Consider the following 18770-nt stretch of genomic DNA (forward strand, 5'->3'; position numbering starts at 1 on the left):
CTACGGCAATAGTTTAAGCATTCAAAGAAGGAATCCTCCTAAACCATTTTATCAGATATGAATTCAAATTCAAATAGATTTCTAAGTATGAGTAATTCAATTTATTTTTCTTGGGAAAATTTTGAATCTTATAAATTAAAAATTAAATCAACTTATTTATGAGATTTAATTATAAAATTTTATTTTTAATAAAAGAGGGAGGAAATTATGTTAGATAATATAAAAAAGAAAGATCTAAATAGATATTTTCAGTTTACCTTAGTAGTTATTGCTGCTGGAGTTATTTATCCCCTGGTTTATTTAAGAACCCAATTTCAGGAAACAATTCTTGCAGTATTTAATATGACAAATGGGCAGCTGAATAATATTTATTCTTTGTTGGGTTTAGTATTTATTTTTGGTTATTTACCAAGTGGTTTGTTGAGTGATAAATTTTCAGCTAAAAATCTGCTAGCCTTATCACTTTTGGGAACAGCAGGTGGTGGATTTTGGTTTGCCCAGGTTCCTGACCATCCACAGGTTCAGATCATCTTTGCTATTTGGGGCTTTTTTACAGTCTTTACTTTCTGGAGTGCCCATATGAAGTTGGTAAAAATGCTTTCAACAGATAAAGATGAAGGTAAGTTTTTTGGAATATTAGATGGTGGTAGAGGAGTTGTAGAAGCGGCTTTAGGAAGTGTGGCAGTTTTTATCTTTGCTAAAGTTCTTGGAGATGCGACAAATATAGCTGCAAAATCAGATGCTTTAATATCTGTAATCTATATGTATTCCTTTGTTTTATTAATTTCTTCTATTTTAGTATTTTTCTTCGTTAAAGAACATGATAGTTCAAGTTCTAATGAAGAGGAAGGATATGAGCCGCCAAAATTAAAACTCTCAGATCTGAAGAAGATATTAAAAAATAAGTATATCTATCTGCAGGGTGGAATTGTTTTTATGGGATATTCAGTATTCTGGACCTCATATTATGTAGGTAGTTTTTTAGAAACAAATGTTGGAGCTACCTCTGTAGCTGTTGGTACAGTTATGGGTATAGTGCTCTGGATGAGGCCTGTAGGTGGTTTTCTTGGTGGTTATCTGGCAGATAAGATTGGAAAAGAAAAGACCATTGGAGGAGCACTTACCGGGGGAGTTATCTGTCTTATCTTACTTGCCACCCTGCCGGTAAATCTTAACAATTATGTGTTTTACGGGTTGGCTATTGTTTTTGGTATTTTCTATTATGCAATTCGGGGAACCTACTGGTCCTTATTAGGAAAAGCTAAAATAGATCCAGTAGTCATGGGTTCAGCAATAGGTCTGATTTCTTTAATTGGCTATTTCCCGGATATTGTTTTACCGCAGATGAATTCCTTTTTGTTTAACACCTTTGGTGGAAATGGGGGCTATAACGCCTACTTTATTGCAAGTGCTGTGTTAGGAGCTCTTGGTGTAGTTATTGCTGGAATTTATTATAAAGTTAATCAAAAAGAGAGAATAGAAAATGCTGAGGAAGAGGTTGCTTAGTTAAATCATGAAAATTATATGCCTGGTTAAATATGTACCAAATGTAGAAGATATAAAATATGACTATGAAGAGAATGTGCTGATAAGAGATAATGTAAAGCTGATTTTAAATCCAGATGATGCAGCAGCAGTAGCTTATTCCTTAAAAGCAAAAGAAGTTAACCCAGATCTCAGTATTGAGGTTTTAACTATGGGTCCTAAATCAGTAAGACCATTTGTTGAGGATCTGCTGCGGAGAAACGTAAATAAAGCTACTATTATTTCTGATCCTGCTTTTGCAGGCAGTGATACTTATGCAACCAGCAAGATTCTTGCAAGTTATTTAAAAGAAAAGGAATATGACTGTATCTTAACGGGAAGTAAAAGCCTGGATGGGGATACAGCCCATGTTCCGGCTCAGCTGGGGGAATTGCTTAGTTTAAATCAGATGTCGAATATTATAAGTATTGATCAGGATTCTTTTAATGAAAAATCAGCTATTATTGAGGTTGAAAGTGGAGACAAAACACTTACCTATAGGATGTCATTTCCTGCAATTTTAAGTTTCAGAAAAGAAACAGGTTATGAACTGCCATATATTAAGTATGAAAATATGTCACTGGATGTTAGTGATAAATTAAACTTTATCTCAAATGAAGAACTCCAATTAGATGAAGATATGATAGGTCTAAAAGGTTCTCTGACAAGGGTTGCCAATACTTATAATAAAAACTTTAAAGAAAAGAATAAAATAGTAGTAAAAAATGATGATCAGGGTATTGATTATGTATATTCATTTTTAAAAAAGAAAGGCTTTGTTTAAGATGAAAAAAAGTTTAGTTTATATAGATCCAGAAAACGTTCAAAATTCGATAGAAATTCTAGAGGTAGTAGCTCAAATTCACCAGGAAGAAGATTTCAAAAGTTATGGAGCTCTAATCAATAACTCAACCTCTATCCAGGGATTACATCAATTTGATTATATAATTAATATTCAGAATCAAAACTTAAAAAATTATGACCCGGTTGCAGTTACGGATGTTATGGAGCAGTTGAATAAGAAATATAACTTTGACAGTATTATTATTCCGGCAACACATTTCGGGAGAATGCTTGCTCCACGCCTGGCAATGAGGCTGCATGTCGGACTGGTTGCTGATGTAACTAAAATCAATCATAACGGAGAAAATCTTGAACTGGTAAGACCTGCGTTTAGTGGAAGAATAATGGCGGGAATTATTACTGAAGCCAGAAAACCAATAATGTTAAGTGTTAGACAAAATGTTTTTGCTTATGATGTTCAGGCTGATAAAGAGGCTGAAGTTATTGATTATCAGCCTGAAAACTTTAAGCAGGGTGAGATTGAATTATTAAATATTCAGGAGAATAATATTTCTTATGATATTAGAGAAAGTGAAATTCTTGTTTCAGGAGGTGGTGGAACTCTTAAAAATTTTGACCAGATAAAATTATTGGCTGATAAATTAAATGCTGAAGTGTCTGCAAGTAGAAAGATAATTGATAATGGAAAAGCTGATAGAAATATTCAAGTTGGTCAATCAGGAAAAACAGTAAGTCCAGACTTATATATTGCTCTTGGAATTAGTGGAGCCATAGAACATGTTGCTGGCTTAAAAAACATAGATAATATTATTGCAGTTAATATAAATAAAAGTGCTCCTATCTGCAGTCTTTCAGATATTGTTGTTGAAGGTGATGCGTTGGAGTTTGTTAAAAAATTATCAGATAAGATTGATGAAAATGAAGATCAAAAAAATTAGGGGGATTTAAAATGGAAATTATGGACTTTAATATGGATATGTTTAATTTAGAAGGAAAGAATGCTCTAGTTACAGGAGGAAATACAGGTCTTGGTCAGGCGTTTTCAACTGCACTTGCAAAAGGCGGAGCTAATGTTATGGCAGTGAGCTTACAGGGTGATGGAGGAGAAACAAAGGAAATGATTGAAGCTTGTGGGAATGAATATAAGTTTATGGAAGCGGATATTACTGAGGATGGCAACTGCAAAAAAGCTGTTGATGCTGTTGTAGACGAATGGGGAAGTATTGATATCCTGGTAAACTGTGCTGGTATTTCTATAAATGTTAGAGATGTTACCAAATATACCAGAAAAGAATGGGATAAAATGGTTTCTGTAAATCTAACTGCTGCCTTTGAGATGATCCATGAAGCTTCTAAGTACATGATTGAACAGGAAAGTGGAAAAATTATTAATATCGGTTCTTTATTTTCATTCTTAGGTGGACAGTGGTCACCTGCTTATGCATCCACCAAACATGGTATTGTTGGCCTGACTAAAGCTATGTGTGATGAGTTAGCTCAGTTCAATATCCAGGTTAATACAATAGCGCCTGGTTACTTTAAAACTGAACTAACCGAAGAAACTAGAAATGATGAAGAAAAGAATCAAACTATTTTATCTCATATTCCAGCAAATAGATGGGGAGACAAAGCTGATCTAATGGGAGCATGTGTATTTTTAGCAAGTCCTGCTTCTGATTATGTAAATGGAACTGTACTTACTGTTGATGGTGGATACTTAGTACGATAAAATATAATAGAAAAGGAGAATTCTAAAATGTCAAAATTTATTTTAGGTATAGATCAGGGAACACAAAGTACAAAAGTAACTATTTTTGATACTTCGGGCCATAAAATAGTGTCACACACTGAACAGCTAAGAGAAATTCAATTAGGAGAAAATGGTGAAGCACTTCATCCAGATGATGATTTATGGACCAGTCTTCAGTTAACCTGTAACCGGTTATTTGAAAAGTTTGAAGGAAATAAAGATGACATTATTGGGGTCGGCCTATTATCTATTAGATGCTGTAGAGCAGTTATGAAAGAAAATGGTGAATTGTTTTCACCGGTTCAAAGTTGGATGGATACCAGGCTTTCGCGGCCATATGAGCCTAAAAGTGATGAGATTAGATATGTAACTACTACTACAGGTTATTTAACACACAGGTTAACAGGAGAGACTAAAGATACAAGATCAAATTATGTAGGACCCTGGCCAATTGACCCTGAAACTTTAGAATGGTATGACAACGGGAAAAAATTCACAACTCCAAAAGAAATGTTATTTGAGTTAGTAGACCCGTCAACTGTTTTAGGTGTGGTTACTGAAAAAGCTGCTGAATTAACTGGGATTCCCGCAGGTACACCAGTAGTTTCTACTTCGAATGATAAGGCAGTTGAAGGTTTAGGTGCAGGATTGTTAAATGATGGGACAGTACTTGTTTCTTTAGGTACATACATTACATCTATGATGTTTGGAGATAGTTATGATTCTGAACCTAATAATTATTTTACTAATCCAGGGGCAACACCCGGCTCATGGTTATATGAAAGTAACGGTATTAGAAGGGGAATGTCTACTGTAACCTGGATTAAAGATCTTCTGGGAAGTGATATTCTAAAAGAAGCAGATAAAAGAGGGATTTCTCCAGAAAATTATTTGAACGAACTGGCTGAAGATGTTCCTGCAGGAAGTGAAGGCTTATATACAATCTTACACTGGTTACCAAGACCAAGCAAACCATATGAAAGAGGAATTATGTTAGGCTTTAATGGTAAACATAAAGGCCCTCATATGTTTAGATCAATTCTTGAAGGTATTGCTATGACAATGAAAAATAATGCTCAGGCTATGTGTGATGAATTGGGTATTGATTTAAACGAGATTGTTGTAAGTGGTGGTGGTTCCAAAGGGGATTTGTTTATGGAAATATTTTCTGATGTATTTGGAGTTCCAGCACATAGAAATGAGGTCAATGGTGCGGCTGGACTGGGATCTGCTATTTGTGCAGCTTTAGCTCTTGATGTATATGATACTCGGGAAGAAGCAATAAAAAATATGGTTAGACATGAAGATACTTTTGAACCAAATTTAGAAAATCATGAGTTTTATAAAGAAATTAATGAAAAAGTGTATCAGCATATTCCAGATCATAATGAAGAACTCTTAAAAAGATCGAATCAGATTATAAATGAGGAAATGGTAACAGTTTAATCAACTTAATAAAATATAAACTGGCAAATGTATTATAATTTGCCAGTTTATATTAGATATTTTTACATATTTTAAGGGGGGGTTATTTTGAAAAATAATAAAATAAACAATAATGAAGGAAATCCGGATTCAAAAAAAACAACTCAGAAAATACGCCCATATGTATTTTATCCTACATTTATTTTGCTTATCTCAACAATAGTTTTAAATTTTACAAATGAGAATTTATTTTTGGAAATTACTTCAGCTGCTAAGAATTTTATGGTTGTTGATATGGGCTGGTTGTTTAGTATTGCTGGGGGATTAAGTGTTATTATAATTATCTTCGTTTATTTTTCTCCTCTTGGAGAAGTGAAATTAGGTGGAGAAGATGCTGAACCAATGCTTAGCAGACCATCCTGGTTTGCAATTACTCTCTGTACAACTATTGCTGCAGGAATTTTATTTTGGGGAACAGCAGAACCAATGTGGCATTTTGCCTATCCACCAGAGTCTTTGGGAATTAAACCAAGATCTGTAGAAGCCGCTAAATTTGCAATGGAAACAATGTATTTACACTGGACTTTTATTCCTTATGCGATTTATACAGTTCCAACCATAGTTTTTGGTTTTGCCTATTATAATATGAAAAGAACTTTTAGTGTAGGTTCACAAATAGCACCTTTAGTAACTCAAAAGAGGCAGAATAGATTTAATAACATAATTGATGCGGTTGTACTTTTCACTGTTGCTACAGGTATTTCCTCTTCTTTTGGTACTGCAGTAATGAATATGGGTGGAGGAATGAATGCTCTATTTAATATAAATAATAGCAAATCACTCTGGGTTATGATTACAATAGTTGGGACAATAGCTTTTATAATTTCTTCAGGAACAGGTCTGATGAAAGGAATTAGAGTTCTTTCAAATGTTAATATGTATATTTACTATATAATAATTGCTGTATTACTAATATTGGGTCCATCAGTTTATTTTTTAAGAGTTGGCACAGAGACTTTTGGTGTATTTTTAGACAATATTTTTAGTAGAGCACTTTTTACAGGAGGAACAGCCGGTGATCAATGGGCATCAGACTGGACTATGTTTTACTGGTCTAACTGGATGGCCTGGGCACCTGTTTCTGCAGTTTTTCTTGCCAGAGTTGCTTATGGTTATAAAATTAAAGATGTTATTTTAATGAATTTTGTATTTCCGAGTATATTTAGTACTATCTGGATGACAATATTATCAGGTACTACTATTAATTATCAAATGACAGGAAAAGTTGATGTTTTGGGAATCATGAGTGAACAGGGTTCGGGTGCAGCAGCTTATGCTGTTTTAGGTGAGCTTCCCTTTTCTGGATTGATAATTGGCCTTTATCTCCTGGCTGTTATGATTTCATTTATTACAGCTACTGATTCAACTACTAATGCAATGTCTAGTATTAGTACTGCTGGAATAAAGATTGGAGATGAAGAAGCCCCTTTATTAATTAAACTAATTTGGGGAATAATCATTGGTGGAATAGCTCTTGTATTTATTACAACTCTAGGATTGGATGGAATAAAAATGATGTCCTATTTGGGTGGATTCCCTGCACTTTTCTTAGGTTTATTCAGTATAGCATCTTTAGTATTAATAATGAGAAGGCCAGAAAAATTTGATATAAAAGTTGAAGAAAAGGATGATTAATTTTTGCTAAAAGCTAAAGATAAACCACTGATTTTAATTACAAATGATGATGGAATTAATTCTCCAGGTCTTAAAGCTCTTGCTGAAGCGATTAACCCAATTTGCAATTTGTTGATAGCAGCACCTATGGAACAGCAGACCGGGATGGGAAGGGGTTTTCTCAAAGGTGATGAGGTTGGTATTATTGAAAAGAAAAATATCCAGCTCAATGATCAAATAGTTGAGGCCTATGCTGTTAATTCATCACCGGCACAGGCTGTAGCTCATGCTGTTTTAGAACTGACAGATAAAAAACCTGATTATTGTATTAGTGGAGTTAATTATGGTGAAAATCTTGGTTTAGCATTTACCTGCAGTGGAACTTTAGGTGCTGCCTTTGAAGCTGACAGTTTGGGAATACCTGCTGTTGCTTTTTCGAGAGCTTTTCCTTTTAATAAGCAGAAATCTAATAATTTTAGTAGTTTAGATTGGGAAGCAGAAAAATATCATATCAGAAATATTATTAAAAATATTACAGCAAATGGCTTTCCCCAAGATGTTCGCATTTTAAATGTCAATTTTCCAATAGATATAGATCAGGAAACAAAGGTGCGCATTACGAGGCAGGCTTATATGAATTATGCTCAATATATGAAACCGGAAGATAGAAATTTTTCTAAAGGGCATAGTCTAAAATGGAAATTGAATCCTGAAATAGAAAAATTAAAAAAAGATACTGATATTTATGCAGTGCATTTTGATAAAATAATCTCTATAACACCTTTGAATTCAAGGATGTCTGTAGATACAGATAATTATTATCAGAAGTGGTCTTAACTATTGTCAATTTTTAAAAAATTATTTTACACTATAATTAAAGTAAGTTAGGTGAAACTAATGAAAAATGTTGGGGACATGGATCTGGATTACTTGTGTACAGGATGTGGAGGTTGTGAAGTAATATGTCCAACTGATGCAATAAAAATAAAGTTAAAAAATGATGTATATCTTCCTCAGGTAGATGACAATAAATGTATAAAATGTAATAAATGTTTATTAGGATGTCCTGGGTTATCATTAAATTCAAAGAAATATTCAGATATGATTCTTAAGGTAGAGGAATCTACCAAGGAAGATTTTATGCTTGGTAAATTCATATCAAATTATCTGGCTTATTCAACTGACAAAAAATTAAGGTTTGAAGCTGCTACAGGTGGTCTGGCAACCAGTATATTAATTTATCTATTTAATGAAAATATTATTAATGGAGCAGTAGTTACAAAAATGAATGAGCAGGATAAAACGAAAAGCAAAACTTTTGTGGCTCAAAGTATTGAAGAGATCAGAAGTGCTAAAACTTCAAAATATTGTTCTACTCATCCATTATCAACATTAAAGGAATTAAAAAAAACCAGTAAAGATAAGAAATTTGCATTTGTTGGTCTGCCCTGCCATATTCATGGTTTGAGAAAGATTCAGGAACAAGAAAAATGGGTTAAAGATAAAATCATATTTTCAATTGGAATTTTATGTACCCACTCTGTTGATTATTCAGGGACGAGACTTATATTGGATAAAATGGCCTGTGGTAAAGAAAATTTAATTGGAATCCAATATCGTGGTAATGGCTGGCCAGGTTCAGCGGCAATTGAATATAAAGATAAAAAAATATCAATTCCGTTAGAAAACTACTGGAATCCTTATTTTGGGCCTTATTTTTTTACTCCATATAGATGCATCAGCTGTAATGATTTAACAGCTGAATTAGCAGATGTTTCTCTAGGAGATGCTTTGTTAAAAGATATTGAAGAAAATGATGATCAAGGGACTTCAATTGTTATCAGCCGAAATAATTTTGTAGAGAAGATTATAAAAAAAATGGCAGATAAAAATTTGCTTTCTATAGAAAAAATTTCAAAAAATATAATTAAAGAATCTCAACAAAACATACTTATAAGAAAAAAAGTAACTTTAGCTTATAGGTTGAGCTTATTTAGATTTTTTTCAAAGGCAATACCTGAAACTGAAGATAAAATATCTTTTTCTAATGATATGATTAGTCAAAAAACAAAAGGCTATTTGGGAGCCTTTTTAATCTGGTTTAATTCTTATTTAAGCAAAACAAAGATTGGCTATAACATTATTAAATTATTACCAGTTAATTTTTTAAAAAAATATTCATATTATGTTAATAGAATAGCAGGTCGAAAATAGAATTAATTTATTATCACTTGACGTATTTGAATCATAATTATATAATTAATTACAAATTGTGGATATATAATAAATGAAAAATAATAAGGATTGTGATTTGTATTGATTAATATTGATTTAGGTAATCTAAATGATTTTGAAAAAGAAATATATGAAAACTTACTTGAATATTCAGAGGAGAATCCAGCTTTTCGGATTAAAGAGGCAGCAGAAATATGTGATTGTTCTGTGTCAAAAATATCTAAATATGTAAAAAAATTAGGTTTTGATAACTATAAGCAGTATATTGCTTTTTTATATGATGAAGAAATACCTGATAAAGAACAGTCAGATGAATTAACAAGACTTAAAAAGTTTATTGATGATTTTGATATGACAATGATTAATGAATTTATCGAATTGATTAATGATCATGAAAAAGTTGTTCTATTTGGGTATGGTCCTTCTGGGGCTGTTACCGAGTATTTTGAATATAAATTTAGGACTTGTACAGACAAAATGGTTATTTCTTTGTCTGACGAGACTTCTATAGCATCGATGCTTGACAAAAAAACTTTACTATTAATATTTACTGCGACTGGTTCTTTTTGTTCTTTTAAGCCTATATATGAGGAGGCTAAGGGGAAAGGAGCAAAAGTGGCTATATTGATAGAAGAATATAATACTTCACTTTTTAATCAATGCGATCGAATTTTTTGGTTATCTAAATATAATCAACCAGATTATTTAGAACCATATCAAAAAACAAGAACAGTATTTTTTATATTCATTGAAGAAGTTATCCGGCAGATGATATTAAATAAAAAATCTAAAGAATAAATAATTAATTATAAAAACTGATTATATAAAAATACTAAATTCTTAATGAAAAGGGCAGTTTCTAAGATTAATTATTGAGAAACTGCTTTTTTAGTATTTATATGAATGTTTTATACTAAAAGTATTTTTTATTTCCCCACATAATCCTTCACCTGCTGATAAATTTCTTCCGCCCGCTCACTATAATCCATTGAATCATGAATCACCTCAATATATCCCCGATCCTTAATAATTTCAATGGTTTCTTTAAAATTAATATCATAGATCCAGCCGAGCTGCATAACCTTTAAATCATTGATTGTTTCCAGCTTATCATAATTGATCGATTCTTTCCGCAAAACCTTATTATAGATCTCATCATTAATCCTGGCTTCAGTCGAAAGTTTGATCAAATAATCTTTCTGGCTGCGTTTTTTATAGCGGCTGATAAAAATATTGAAGATATCAAGCTTATCAGCATCCCGAATCAGTTTTGCAAAAAAGATTTCCTTTTGATTATTAAAATATTCTTCTTTGAGATCCGGCTTATTGTGCTGCTCAACCGCCCTATAAACTATATTTCTGGACTCCTGTTTCAGTTCATTCAGCAGCTGATTTTCTTTAATTACCTCAACTCCCAACTTTCCGTGATCCTCAGATTTATAGTCAGAAAATGTTTTATATTTCTGATACTGCTTAAATCTCCCTATATCATGATAGAGGGCTATAATTTTAGCCAAATATTTTTCCTTTTCGGTCATTTTCATTTCCGTAATTATTTCTGCCATATCCTGAGCTACCCTTCTGCTGTGCTCTATTTTCAAATTAATGTTTTTTTGATCCTTTTCTTTTTCCAGTTCAAATTGAGCTGTATATAGATTAAACCATTTATTTAATTTCTGGTATATATTCTGCATTCTAAAAGCCTCCTCTCAGCTTTAAATTCTATTATAGTTTAAAATCAGCTTCATGTAAATGAACAGTTTAACATTTAAAACTTTATGTTATAATAAAAATGTACAAGAAAATATCATAAAAATATCTAAAAAGGACTGATTACAGTGATCAAAGCAGTAATTTTTGATATGGATGGCTTAATGTTTGATACAGAAAGGCTGTCTAAAGAGCTCTGGCAGCAGCTTGCTCAAAAAAAGGGCTATAATTTTGAAGATGATTTTTTTGACCGGATGGTCGGCCTGGATTTAGAAGCCACCAAAGAAGCATTTAAAGAGGATTATGGGCAGGACTTTCCTTATCTTAAGATGAGAGAAGAAAAAAATGAGCTGCTCAAAGAATATGTAGAACAAAAAGGAGTTCCTGTAAAAGAGGGGCTGAGAGAAATAATTGCTTATTTAAAAGAAAATGAGTATTTAACTGCTGTCGCTTCTTCCAGCCACAGAGATAGGATCGAATTTTACTTAGAATCCGCCGGTTTAAAGGATGAATTTGATTATTTAATTGGTGGAGATGAGGTGGAAAAAAGTAAGCCGAATCCGGAAATTTTTCTTAAGGGGATAAAAGCGCTGGGGGTCAGTCGAGATGAGGCTCTGGTTCTTGAAGATTCAGTTCACGGGATAAAGGCAGCAGCTCAGGCAGGTATTAGGGTGATTTTAATCCCTGATTTAGTCGAGCAGGCACCAGAAGTGGAGGAGCTGATTTATAAAAAGTTAAAGAGCTTAAAGGAGCTGAAATCTGAGCTGGAAAAAGGTAATAAACTTAAATCTTTTTAAGACCTAGGCTTTAGCAGGAGTTTTTCTTTGGCTGAGATTATAAAAAGAGGTATAAAAAAGTTATTGTTGAATTAAAATAGTAGAATGATAATTTTTACTAATAAGTTTAAGCTGATTTATAGTTGGACTTAACTTAAATTATAAGCTGGAATTGAGGAATCTTGCATGAACAGACTTTTCAATGAACTAAAAAATATTTTTGCAGTAATTATTATAATAGTTATACTTCTGTCATATTTTGGTGTATTTATACCGCTGAAAAATGAGCTGGAAGATTCGATACATGAAAACTTTAGGAATTTAGTCTCAATTGCTGAGATGGAACTTGAAAATCATTTAAGCAGAGCTTTAATAGCTGCAGAATCTTTATCACGCAGGACAATGATCAAAAATGAATTAGGTAGGTATATAAGAGGGGAGATATCTTTTTCACAGCTGCAGAGATATATCCAGGCTAAATATGAAGATGAAGCTTCAGTACTTAAAAATATTCTTGCAGCTTACAGGTTTATAGATCATAAAGTGGTTGCCCATTATGGAGGGGGATATTTAGAGGTTATTGATAATCTTAAATTTAGTCAAAAACAGGATAGTTTATTAAAAATTAATGAGGATCAAAAATACATAATTTTAAAGTCACCTATTAAGGATGAGCAGGGAAATAAATTGGGCAGTGATTATCTCATTTATGATTTAAGAGGTACTCTGTTGGAGCTCAATCATTTAAATTCAGAAGATATTAATTATACTATTTTAAGCAGTTCTGATCAAGCAGAAAGTGAAATTGAAAATGATGATTTAGTAGAAAGAAGAAGATTGTTGGGTACAGATTATTACTTAAAGGCGGAAACTACCTCAGCCTTAATTTATGATAAAATCAGCAATATATCCTATAGAATTATGCTGACTGTACTGGCTGCAGTCTTAATTATTTCTCTGATTGTAATTAAATTTTTACATAAGGCATCAGTAAAAATCGTTGAGAGTTTAAGGAAAGAGCTTGAGGAAAAAACTAAAGAGGCAGAAACCGATGAAATGCTGGGCATTTATAACCGTTCTAAATTTAACCAGGAGCTAAATAGAGAAATAGACAGAGCCAAAAGATATAATAATTCTCTATCGCTAATCATGATTGACATTGATTACTTTAAGGAATTTAATGATAATTTTGGGCATCATGTTGGGGATGAAATTTTAAAGAAGATTGTTTCTATAGTCAGGGAAAAAATTAGAAAACATGATATTTTAGCACGCTATGGTGGAGACGAATTTATGCTGATCTGTCCGGAAACTGAACTGCAGGAGGCGGAAATGCTGGCTGAAAGACTTAATAGAGCAATTGACAGCTATAACTGTGAGCACGACAATAATTTAAGCTGCAGTTTTGGAGTAGCTGAATTCAAAGCAGGTCAAAATGCCAAAGAATCTCTAATCAAAAGAGTGGATCAGGCTTTATACAGGGCAAAAGATGAGGGAAGAAATTGTGTCTGCAGAAATGGAGAGTAAATCTTTATTTAAAAAGACTAATTTGGGGTGCTGAAGATGCATAAATTAAAAGAGGAAATTAAGGTTATACTGATATATTTAATAATTGGTCTGAGCTGGATATATTTTTCAGATAAAATATTGCTGCTTTTTGTTGCTGATTCCAGTCAGGTTAATCAGCTGCAGACTTATAAGGGGATTTTCTATGTAATTTCTACTGCCCTCATTTTTTACTTTTTATTTAAAAAGTATCTAGACAATCTAAGAAGTCAAAAAATTAAGCTGAAGGATAATAATTTCAAATTAAAAAAATATAATCAGGAGATAAAAACTGTTAATCAAGAGCTTGATCAGTCTCTAAACAGGCTGGAGGAGCTTAATCAGCGTTTTATCAAAATGATCAATTCTGTTTCCAGTTTAAACGAGAAGACAAAGCTTGACGAAGAAGATTTTTTATCAGATCTCCTGCTCAATTTAATAGAAATAGTACCGGAAGCCGATTATGGCAAAATATATCTAATTGAGGACCAGCAGTGTAAATTTATAGATTCTGTTGGACATCAAATAGAAATACTTAAGGATATTCAGATTAGTGATCAATACCTGCTTGATTTTAACAGTGATGGCGTAAATTTTTCCAGAGATTTTTCGATTGCTGTAGATCAGCTGCCGGAAGCGGAAAAAGTTAAATTTATGCAGGCTGTAAAAAAAGTAAAGGAGTCAATGTTTGTTGATATTAAAATAAAAAACAAGGTGGTTGGCCGGATTTCTTTAGATGTTGCTGCCGAGAGTGATAAAACTTTTAATGAGGGCACTGTTAATATTTTGGAATCATTTTCAACACTTGCTTCTTCATTTTTCGCCTATAAAAGATTTGATAAGCTGCAGGGTAAATTTACTAAAGAGCTGATTTCTTCAATTATTAAAATTTTAGAAATGTACGATGTCTATACTAAAGGCCACTCAGAAAATGTTGCTAATTTATCCCTGCTGATTGCTGAAGAGCTTGGACTTTCTGAGGAAAAGGCGCTTGATTCTTACTGGGCAGGGATGGTGCATGATATTGGGAAACTGCTGGTGCCGGTTCAGATTCTAAATAAAAAGTCTAAGCTTGAGGATTATGAATATGAATTAATAAAAAAACATCCAGGCTGGAGCAGTAAGGCTCTTTCGAATTCTGAGACTTTAGAACATATTGTGCTTTATCATCATGAAAGGTGGGACGGCAGAGGCTATCCGGAGGGTTTAAAAGCTGATCAGATTCCGCTGGTTTCTCAAATAATTGCTGTCGCAGATGCCTGGGATGCAATGACTTCTGATCGGTCTTACAGAAATTCACTGTCTAAAGAAGAAGCCTTAAAAGAAATTAGAGAAAATAAAGGCACTCAGTTTTCACCCCGGGCTGCAGAAGCTTTTTTAAGGGTGATGGAAACAAAAGAGCTTGACATTAAAAGTGATGTTCGGGCTAAATTTGAGGCTTTAGAAAGTGAAGAATTCAAATTAGATAAAAGTCAGTATTTTGAATCCCTATTTAAAAAATCAAATGAAGGAATAGTAATTTTGGATCAAAATTTCAAGATAAAAAAAGTCAATGAATATTTTGTAAAACTTTTTGGATTTAAGGAAAGTGAAATTCTGGGAAGAAAGATAAGAGATGTTCTAATTCCAGCTGAAAAACTGGATGAAGTTCAGACAAACATCAATCATTTGATTGCTAAGCAGGAGGTAAATGCCCAAACATACAGGAAGAAAAAGGACGGGAAAAGAATTGATGTTGAAGTTCAGGCTTTTTCACTTAATTTAAAGGGAGATGAAGTTGAGTATTATGTAATTTACAGGGATATCAGTGAACTGGAGGCTGCTAAAAGTAAATATGAAAATTATAAAGGACGCTATGAAGCGCTTTTTGAAAATGAAAGTACGGTGATGCTGATTATTGATCCCGATTCCGGCAAGATTATTGACGCCAATCCTGCTGCTGTTAATTTTTACGGCTGGTCGAAAGAAAGGCTGAAGTCGATGAAAATTTCTGAGATCAATGTTCTAACTGAAAAGGAATTAAAAGAAGAGATGAAGTCGGCCAGAAGGAAAAACAAAAAGCACTTTAATTTTATCCATCAGACTAAAAGAGGTGAGTTAATGGAAGTTGAAGTCTACTCCCAGCCGATTAATTTTGGCAGTAAGGATTTTCTGTATTCAATTGTTCATGAAAAGAAAAAAGTTAGGGTTTAAGCAGCTTCACTTGCGATAAATAATAGTAATCAATTTTATTAAAATGCTCCCAAAGGAATGAAGAAAGTGAGAGATTAAATTTTCTTCTTGAGGGAGCATTTATTTATGCAGCTATATAAATAGTTTAAAAGTGATTAATAATTGAATCCAAATATTTAAAATATAAAAAATATTAAAAAAATAAAGGATTTATTAATGTCGTGTCTAATATATATAATAGGTAATAAAAAAATGAAAACGTTAACTGTTAAGGTTTAAGTTAAAATTTGTTTTGATAACAATATTATTAATATTCAGAATATTAATAATATAGAGAGGGTTTTTCAAATGGCAGCAACTTTAAAAGACATAGCTAAAAAAGCAGGTGTTTCAATTACTACAGTTTCACGGGTAATCAATAATAAAGACTCTGTTATTCCAATTAAAGATGATACCAAAAATAAGGTTTTAGAAATAGCAGCTGAACTAAATTATAGACCTAATATTAATGCCCGATCACTTTCTACTAAAAAGTCTTATAATCTGGGTTTGATACTTGATTATCTAGATCCTTATTTTAGCGATATAGTAAATAGTATTGAAAAAAGTTCCCGAGAAAAAAATTATAATTTGATTTTATCGATGCTTAATAATAAATCTTTTGAAGAAATTATTAATAACCTGCTTTACCAGAGTTCTATTGAAGGAATTTTAATTGGCGGCACAAAAAAGCTGATTAAGAAGAATAGGATTTTTAATAAGTTAAAAAAACTTAATGTACCTATAGTGTTAATAGCCCATTATTTTAATGATATTCCCAGCATCAATATTGATGATTTTAGGGGAGGATATTTAGCGGCTGAACATTTAATTGAACTGGGGCATCAAAAAATTGCCATTATTACAGGCCCTGATTATGAAAATCGAAAAGATTCTCAACAGCGATTAATGGGCTATAAAAAAGCTATAACTGAAAACTCTATTGAGTTAAGAGAGGATTATATTCTGGAAGGGAATTATTCTTATCACAGTGGTTATCAGAATATGAAAAAATTATTAGGAAACAGAGAACTTCCAACAGCAGTTTTTGCGGCTGAAGATCAGATGGCTTTAGGGGCTCTAAAGGCTGCTTATGAGCTGGGAGTTAGAATTCCAGAGGATATTTCATTAATTGGTTTTGATAATATTATTCAAAGTAGATATTCTACTCCCAGTTTGACTACAATCTCTCAACCTAGAAGAGAAATGGGAAGGGCTGCGATTAATCTGCTGGTTAGTTTAATTGAAAATGAAAAAGATGAATTTAAAGAACAGCAGATATTCACCCCAAAATTAATTAGTAGAGAATCGACTTGTAGTATCTAAATTAAAATTTAAATTTTTTCTTTGATTTATTTCAATAAAATTTTTCAAAAAAGGGGGGACAAAGATTCTATTTGTTGACTGTGGTTTCTAATAGCATGGGAGGTATAAAATGCGTAAAAATGTAACTCTGATATTGTTCTTGGCCCTTTTATTGATTGGAAGTTCTATGGTGATGGCCCAGGAAAAAGGTGGCACTCTTCGTTTTGCTATGATTGATACACCACCTTCTTTAGACCAGCAGGTTATTACTTCTGACCTGGCTACAATTATTGCTCAGCATATTTTTGAAGGTCTTTATACATTTAACTCAGAATATGCTCCTGTACCAATGTTAGCTAAGGATTCGGAAGTGAGTAATGATGGCAAGCTGGTTACGATTAATTTACGAGAAGGAGTTACTTTCCACAATGGAAAAGAAATGACTTCTGAAGATGTAGTTGCATCTCTGGAAAGATGGGGAGAATTTGGTGTTCGGGGACCAGTTCTATTTGAATACATTGATAAAGTAGAAGCAAACGGAAAATATTCGGTGAATTTACATTTCTCCGAAGCTTTTTCACCCTGGAAATCAATGCTGGCCTTTATCAACGGTGGTCCTGTAATTTTGCCTAAAGAAATTATGGAAAATGCAAATGAACAACCAATTAAACCAGAAGAATATATTGGTACAGGACCTTACCAATTTAATGAGTGGAATACGGGACGCTATATTTCTTTAACTAGATATGATAATTATGCAATGAGAGAAGAAGAGTCAGATGGTTTTGCCGGTCAGAGAATATCCTACCTTGATGAATTGAAATTTATCCCTGTACCAGAAACTGGCACAAGGGTCAATGGAGTCAAAGCTGGAGATTATGATTATGCACAGAGAATGCAGGGAGACATGTATGAGAGCTTAAAAGAAAATGAAAGAGTTGAAGTTTTAGTTAATCAGGGTGCTCAATTTGGCGAGTTGTTTTTCAATCAGAAACAGGGTTTGATGACTAACACTAAACTTAGACAGGCTGTTTTGGCTGCTCTTGATATGAAACCAGTACTTCAGGCTGCTCATGGACATCCAGATCTCTGGGATCAAAATGGTTCTATTATGCCAGAAGGTACTATCTGGTATTCAGAAGCAGGTATTGATAAGTACAGTCAGGGTGATCCAGAATTAGCTAAAAAACTTGCAGAAGAGGCAGGTTATAATAATGAAAGAATCAGATTTATGACTACAACCTCTTATCAAACAATGTATGACAGCTGTGTTGTTATAGCTCAGCAGTTATCAGAAGCCGGATTTAATATTGATCTGCAGATCTATGATTGGGCAACAGTAGCTACCAGAAGAAATGATCCAGAAGTCTGGGACTTTTTCTATACCTGGCACGGATTTGTTCCGGATCCAATTCTCTACACTTTCTTAAGTCCAACCTATCCTGGTTGGTGGGATACCCCAGAAAAACGAGAATTAGTAGGTCAATTTACTAAAACTATGGATCAAGAAGAAAGAACCGAAATTTGGTCAGAACTGCAGGAACAGATCTATACTCATGTTCCAATTGCTAAAACTGGAGACACTTATACCTATGATATAACAAGTCCTAATGTTAAAGGCTTTGGTCAAACTTCCTTAATCTGGCCTAAATTCTGGAACGTATGGATTGATTAGTATCTTTTATTATAGGGCTCCCAACTGGGAGTCCTATAATTGATAACGTCAAATAAAATATGATAGTTACCATAAAATGTAAGTAAATAGTAATAGATCACCACTAATTTTAATTATAATAAAAATATTCAAAATG

General features: G+C 32.9%; 15 protein-coding genes. 14 read left to right on the forward strand and 1 reads right to left on the reverse strand.

Features of this window, described 5'->3' with window-relative positions; translation table 11 throughout:
* Nucleotides 1-207: 207 nt before the first annotated feature.
* The 9 genes from DFR79_RS11825 (at nucleotide 208) to DFR79_RS11865 (ending at nucleotide 10210) form a co-directional block, all read left to right on the forward strand.
* On the forward strand, nucleotides 208-1506 hold the full coding sequence (locus DFR79_RS11825; RefSeq protein ID WP_133515689.1) for an MFS transporter: 1299 nt from the start codon (nucleotides 208-210) through the stop codon (nucleotides 1504-1506).
* Between the two features lie 7 nt (nucleotides 1507-1513).
* Nucleotides 1514-2308 (forward strand): electron transfer flavoprotein subunit beta/FixA family protein, encoded by a 795-nt coding sequence (locus tag DFR79_RS11830; protein ID WP_133515690.1) that lies wholly within the window; start codon nucleotides 1514-1516, stop codon nucleotides 2306-2308.
* A gap of 1 nt (nucleotide 2309) precedes the next feature.
* The gene (locus tag DFR79_RS11835) at nucleotides 2310-3266 is read left to right on the forward strand and encodes an electron transfer flavoprotein subunit alpha/FixB family protein (RefSeq protein ID WP_133515691.1); all 957 of its coding nucleotides are present in this window, start codon (nucleotides 2310-2312) and stop codon (nucleotides 3264-3266) included.
* Nucleotides 3267-3277: 11 nt separating this feature from the next.
* Nucleotides 3278-4057, forward strand: a complete 780-nt coding sequence (locus DFR79_RS11840) for an SDR family oxidoreductase (protein ID WP_133515692.1) — start codon at nucleotides 3278-3280, stop codon at nucleotides 4055-4057.
* 27 nt (nucleotides 4058-4084) lie between these two features.
* The gene (locus DFR79_RS11845; protein WP_133515693.1) at nucleotides 4085-5524 is read left to right on the forward strand and encodes an FGGY-family carbohydrate kinase; all 1440 of its coding nucleotides are present in this window, start codon (nucleotides 4085-4087) and stop codon (nucleotides 5522-5524) included.
* A gap of 87 nt (nucleotides 5525-5611) precedes the next feature.
* Nucleotides 5612-7198 carry a BCCT family transporter gene (locus tag DFR79_RS11850; RefSeq protein ID WP_208107545.1) on the forward strand — a complete coding sequence of 529 codons (1587 nt, stop codon included), beginning with the start codon at nucleotides 5612-5614 and terminating at the stop codon, nucleotides 7196-7198.
* Nucleotides 7199-7201: 3 nt separating this feature from the next.
* A complete protein-coding gene (surE, locus tag DFR79_RS11855; RefSeq protein WP_133515694.1) occupies nucleotides 7202-8014 on the forward strand; it encodes a 5'/3'-nucleotidase SurE in 813 nt (270 codons plus the stop codon).
* Nucleotides 8015-8074: 60 nt separating this feature from the next.
* On the forward strand, nucleotides 8075-9391 hold the full coding sequence (locus DFR79_RS11860; protein WP_133515695.1) for a Coenzyme F420 hydrogenase/dehydrogenase, beta subunit C-terminal domain: 1317 nt from the start codon (nucleotides 8075-8077) through the stop codon (nucleotides 9389-9391).
* Between the two features lie 102 nt (nucleotides 9392-9493).
* Nucleotides 9494-10210, forward strand: coding sequence for a MurR/RpiR family transcriptional regulator (locus tag DFR79_RS11865; protein ID WP_133515696.1), 717 nt, complete (start codon nucleotides 9494-9496; stop codon nucleotides 10208-10210).
* A gap of 128 nt (nucleotides 10211-10338) precedes the next feature.
* On the opposite strand, the gene DFR79_RS11870 is transcribed toward DFR79_RS11865, so the two are convergent.
* Nucleotides 10339-11106, reverse strand: a complete 768-nt coding sequence (locus tag DFR79_RS11870; RefSeq protein WP_133515697.1) for an HD domain-containing protein — start codon at nucleotides 11104-11106, stop codon at nucleotides 10339-10341.
* 144 nt (nucleotides 11107-11250) lie between these two features.
* Between DFR79_RS11870 and DFR79_RS11875 the strand changes: the two genes are divergently transcribed.
* The 5 genes from DFR79_RS11875 (at nucleotide 11251) to DFR79_RS11895 (ending at nucleotide 18634) form a co-directional block, all read left to right on the forward strand.
* A complete protein-coding gene (locus DFR79_RS11875; protein ID WP_133515698.1) occupies nucleotides 11251-11919 on the forward strand; it encodes an HAD family hydrolase in 669 nt (222 codons plus the stop codon).
* 165 nt (nucleotides 11920-12084) lie between these two features.
* Nucleotides 12085-13425 (forward strand): GGDEF domain-containing protein, encoded by a 1341-nt coding sequence (locus tag DFR79_RS11880; protein ID WP_133515699.1) that lies wholly within the window; start codon nucleotides 12085-12087, stop codon nucleotides 13423-13425.
* 36 nt (nucleotides 13426-13461) lie between these two features.
* Nucleotides 13462-15636: an HD domain-containing phosphohydrolase gene (locus DFR79_RS11885; protein ID WP_133515700.1), complete on the forward strand. Its 2175-nt coding sequence runs from the start codon at nucleotides 13462-13464 to the stop codon at nucleotides 15634-15636.
* Nucleotides 15637-15963: 327 nt separating this feature from the next.
* Nucleotides 15964-16980 carry a LacI family DNA-binding transcriptional regulator gene (locus DFR79_RS11890; RefSeq protein WP_133515701.1) on the forward strand — a complete coding sequence of 339 codons (1017 nt, stop codon included), beginning with the start codon at nucleotides 15964-15966 and terminating at the stop codon, nucleotides 16978-16980.
* A gap of 109 nt (nucleotides 16981-17089) precedes the next feature.
* Nucleotides 17090-18634: an ABC transporter substrate-binding protein gene (locus tag DFR79_RS11895; RefSeq protein ID WP_133515702.1), complete on the forward strand. Its 1545-nt coding sequence runs from the start codon at nucleotides 17090-17092 to the stop codon at nucleotides 18632-18634.
* Nucleotides 18635-18770 lie beyond the last annotated feature (136 nt).

It is taken from the genome of Halanaerobium saccharolyticum, assembly GCF_004362045.1.
Taxonomy (GTDB): Bacteria; Bacillota; Halanaerobiia; order Halanaerobiales; family Halanaerobiaceae; genus Halanaerobium; species Halanaerobium saccharolyticum_C.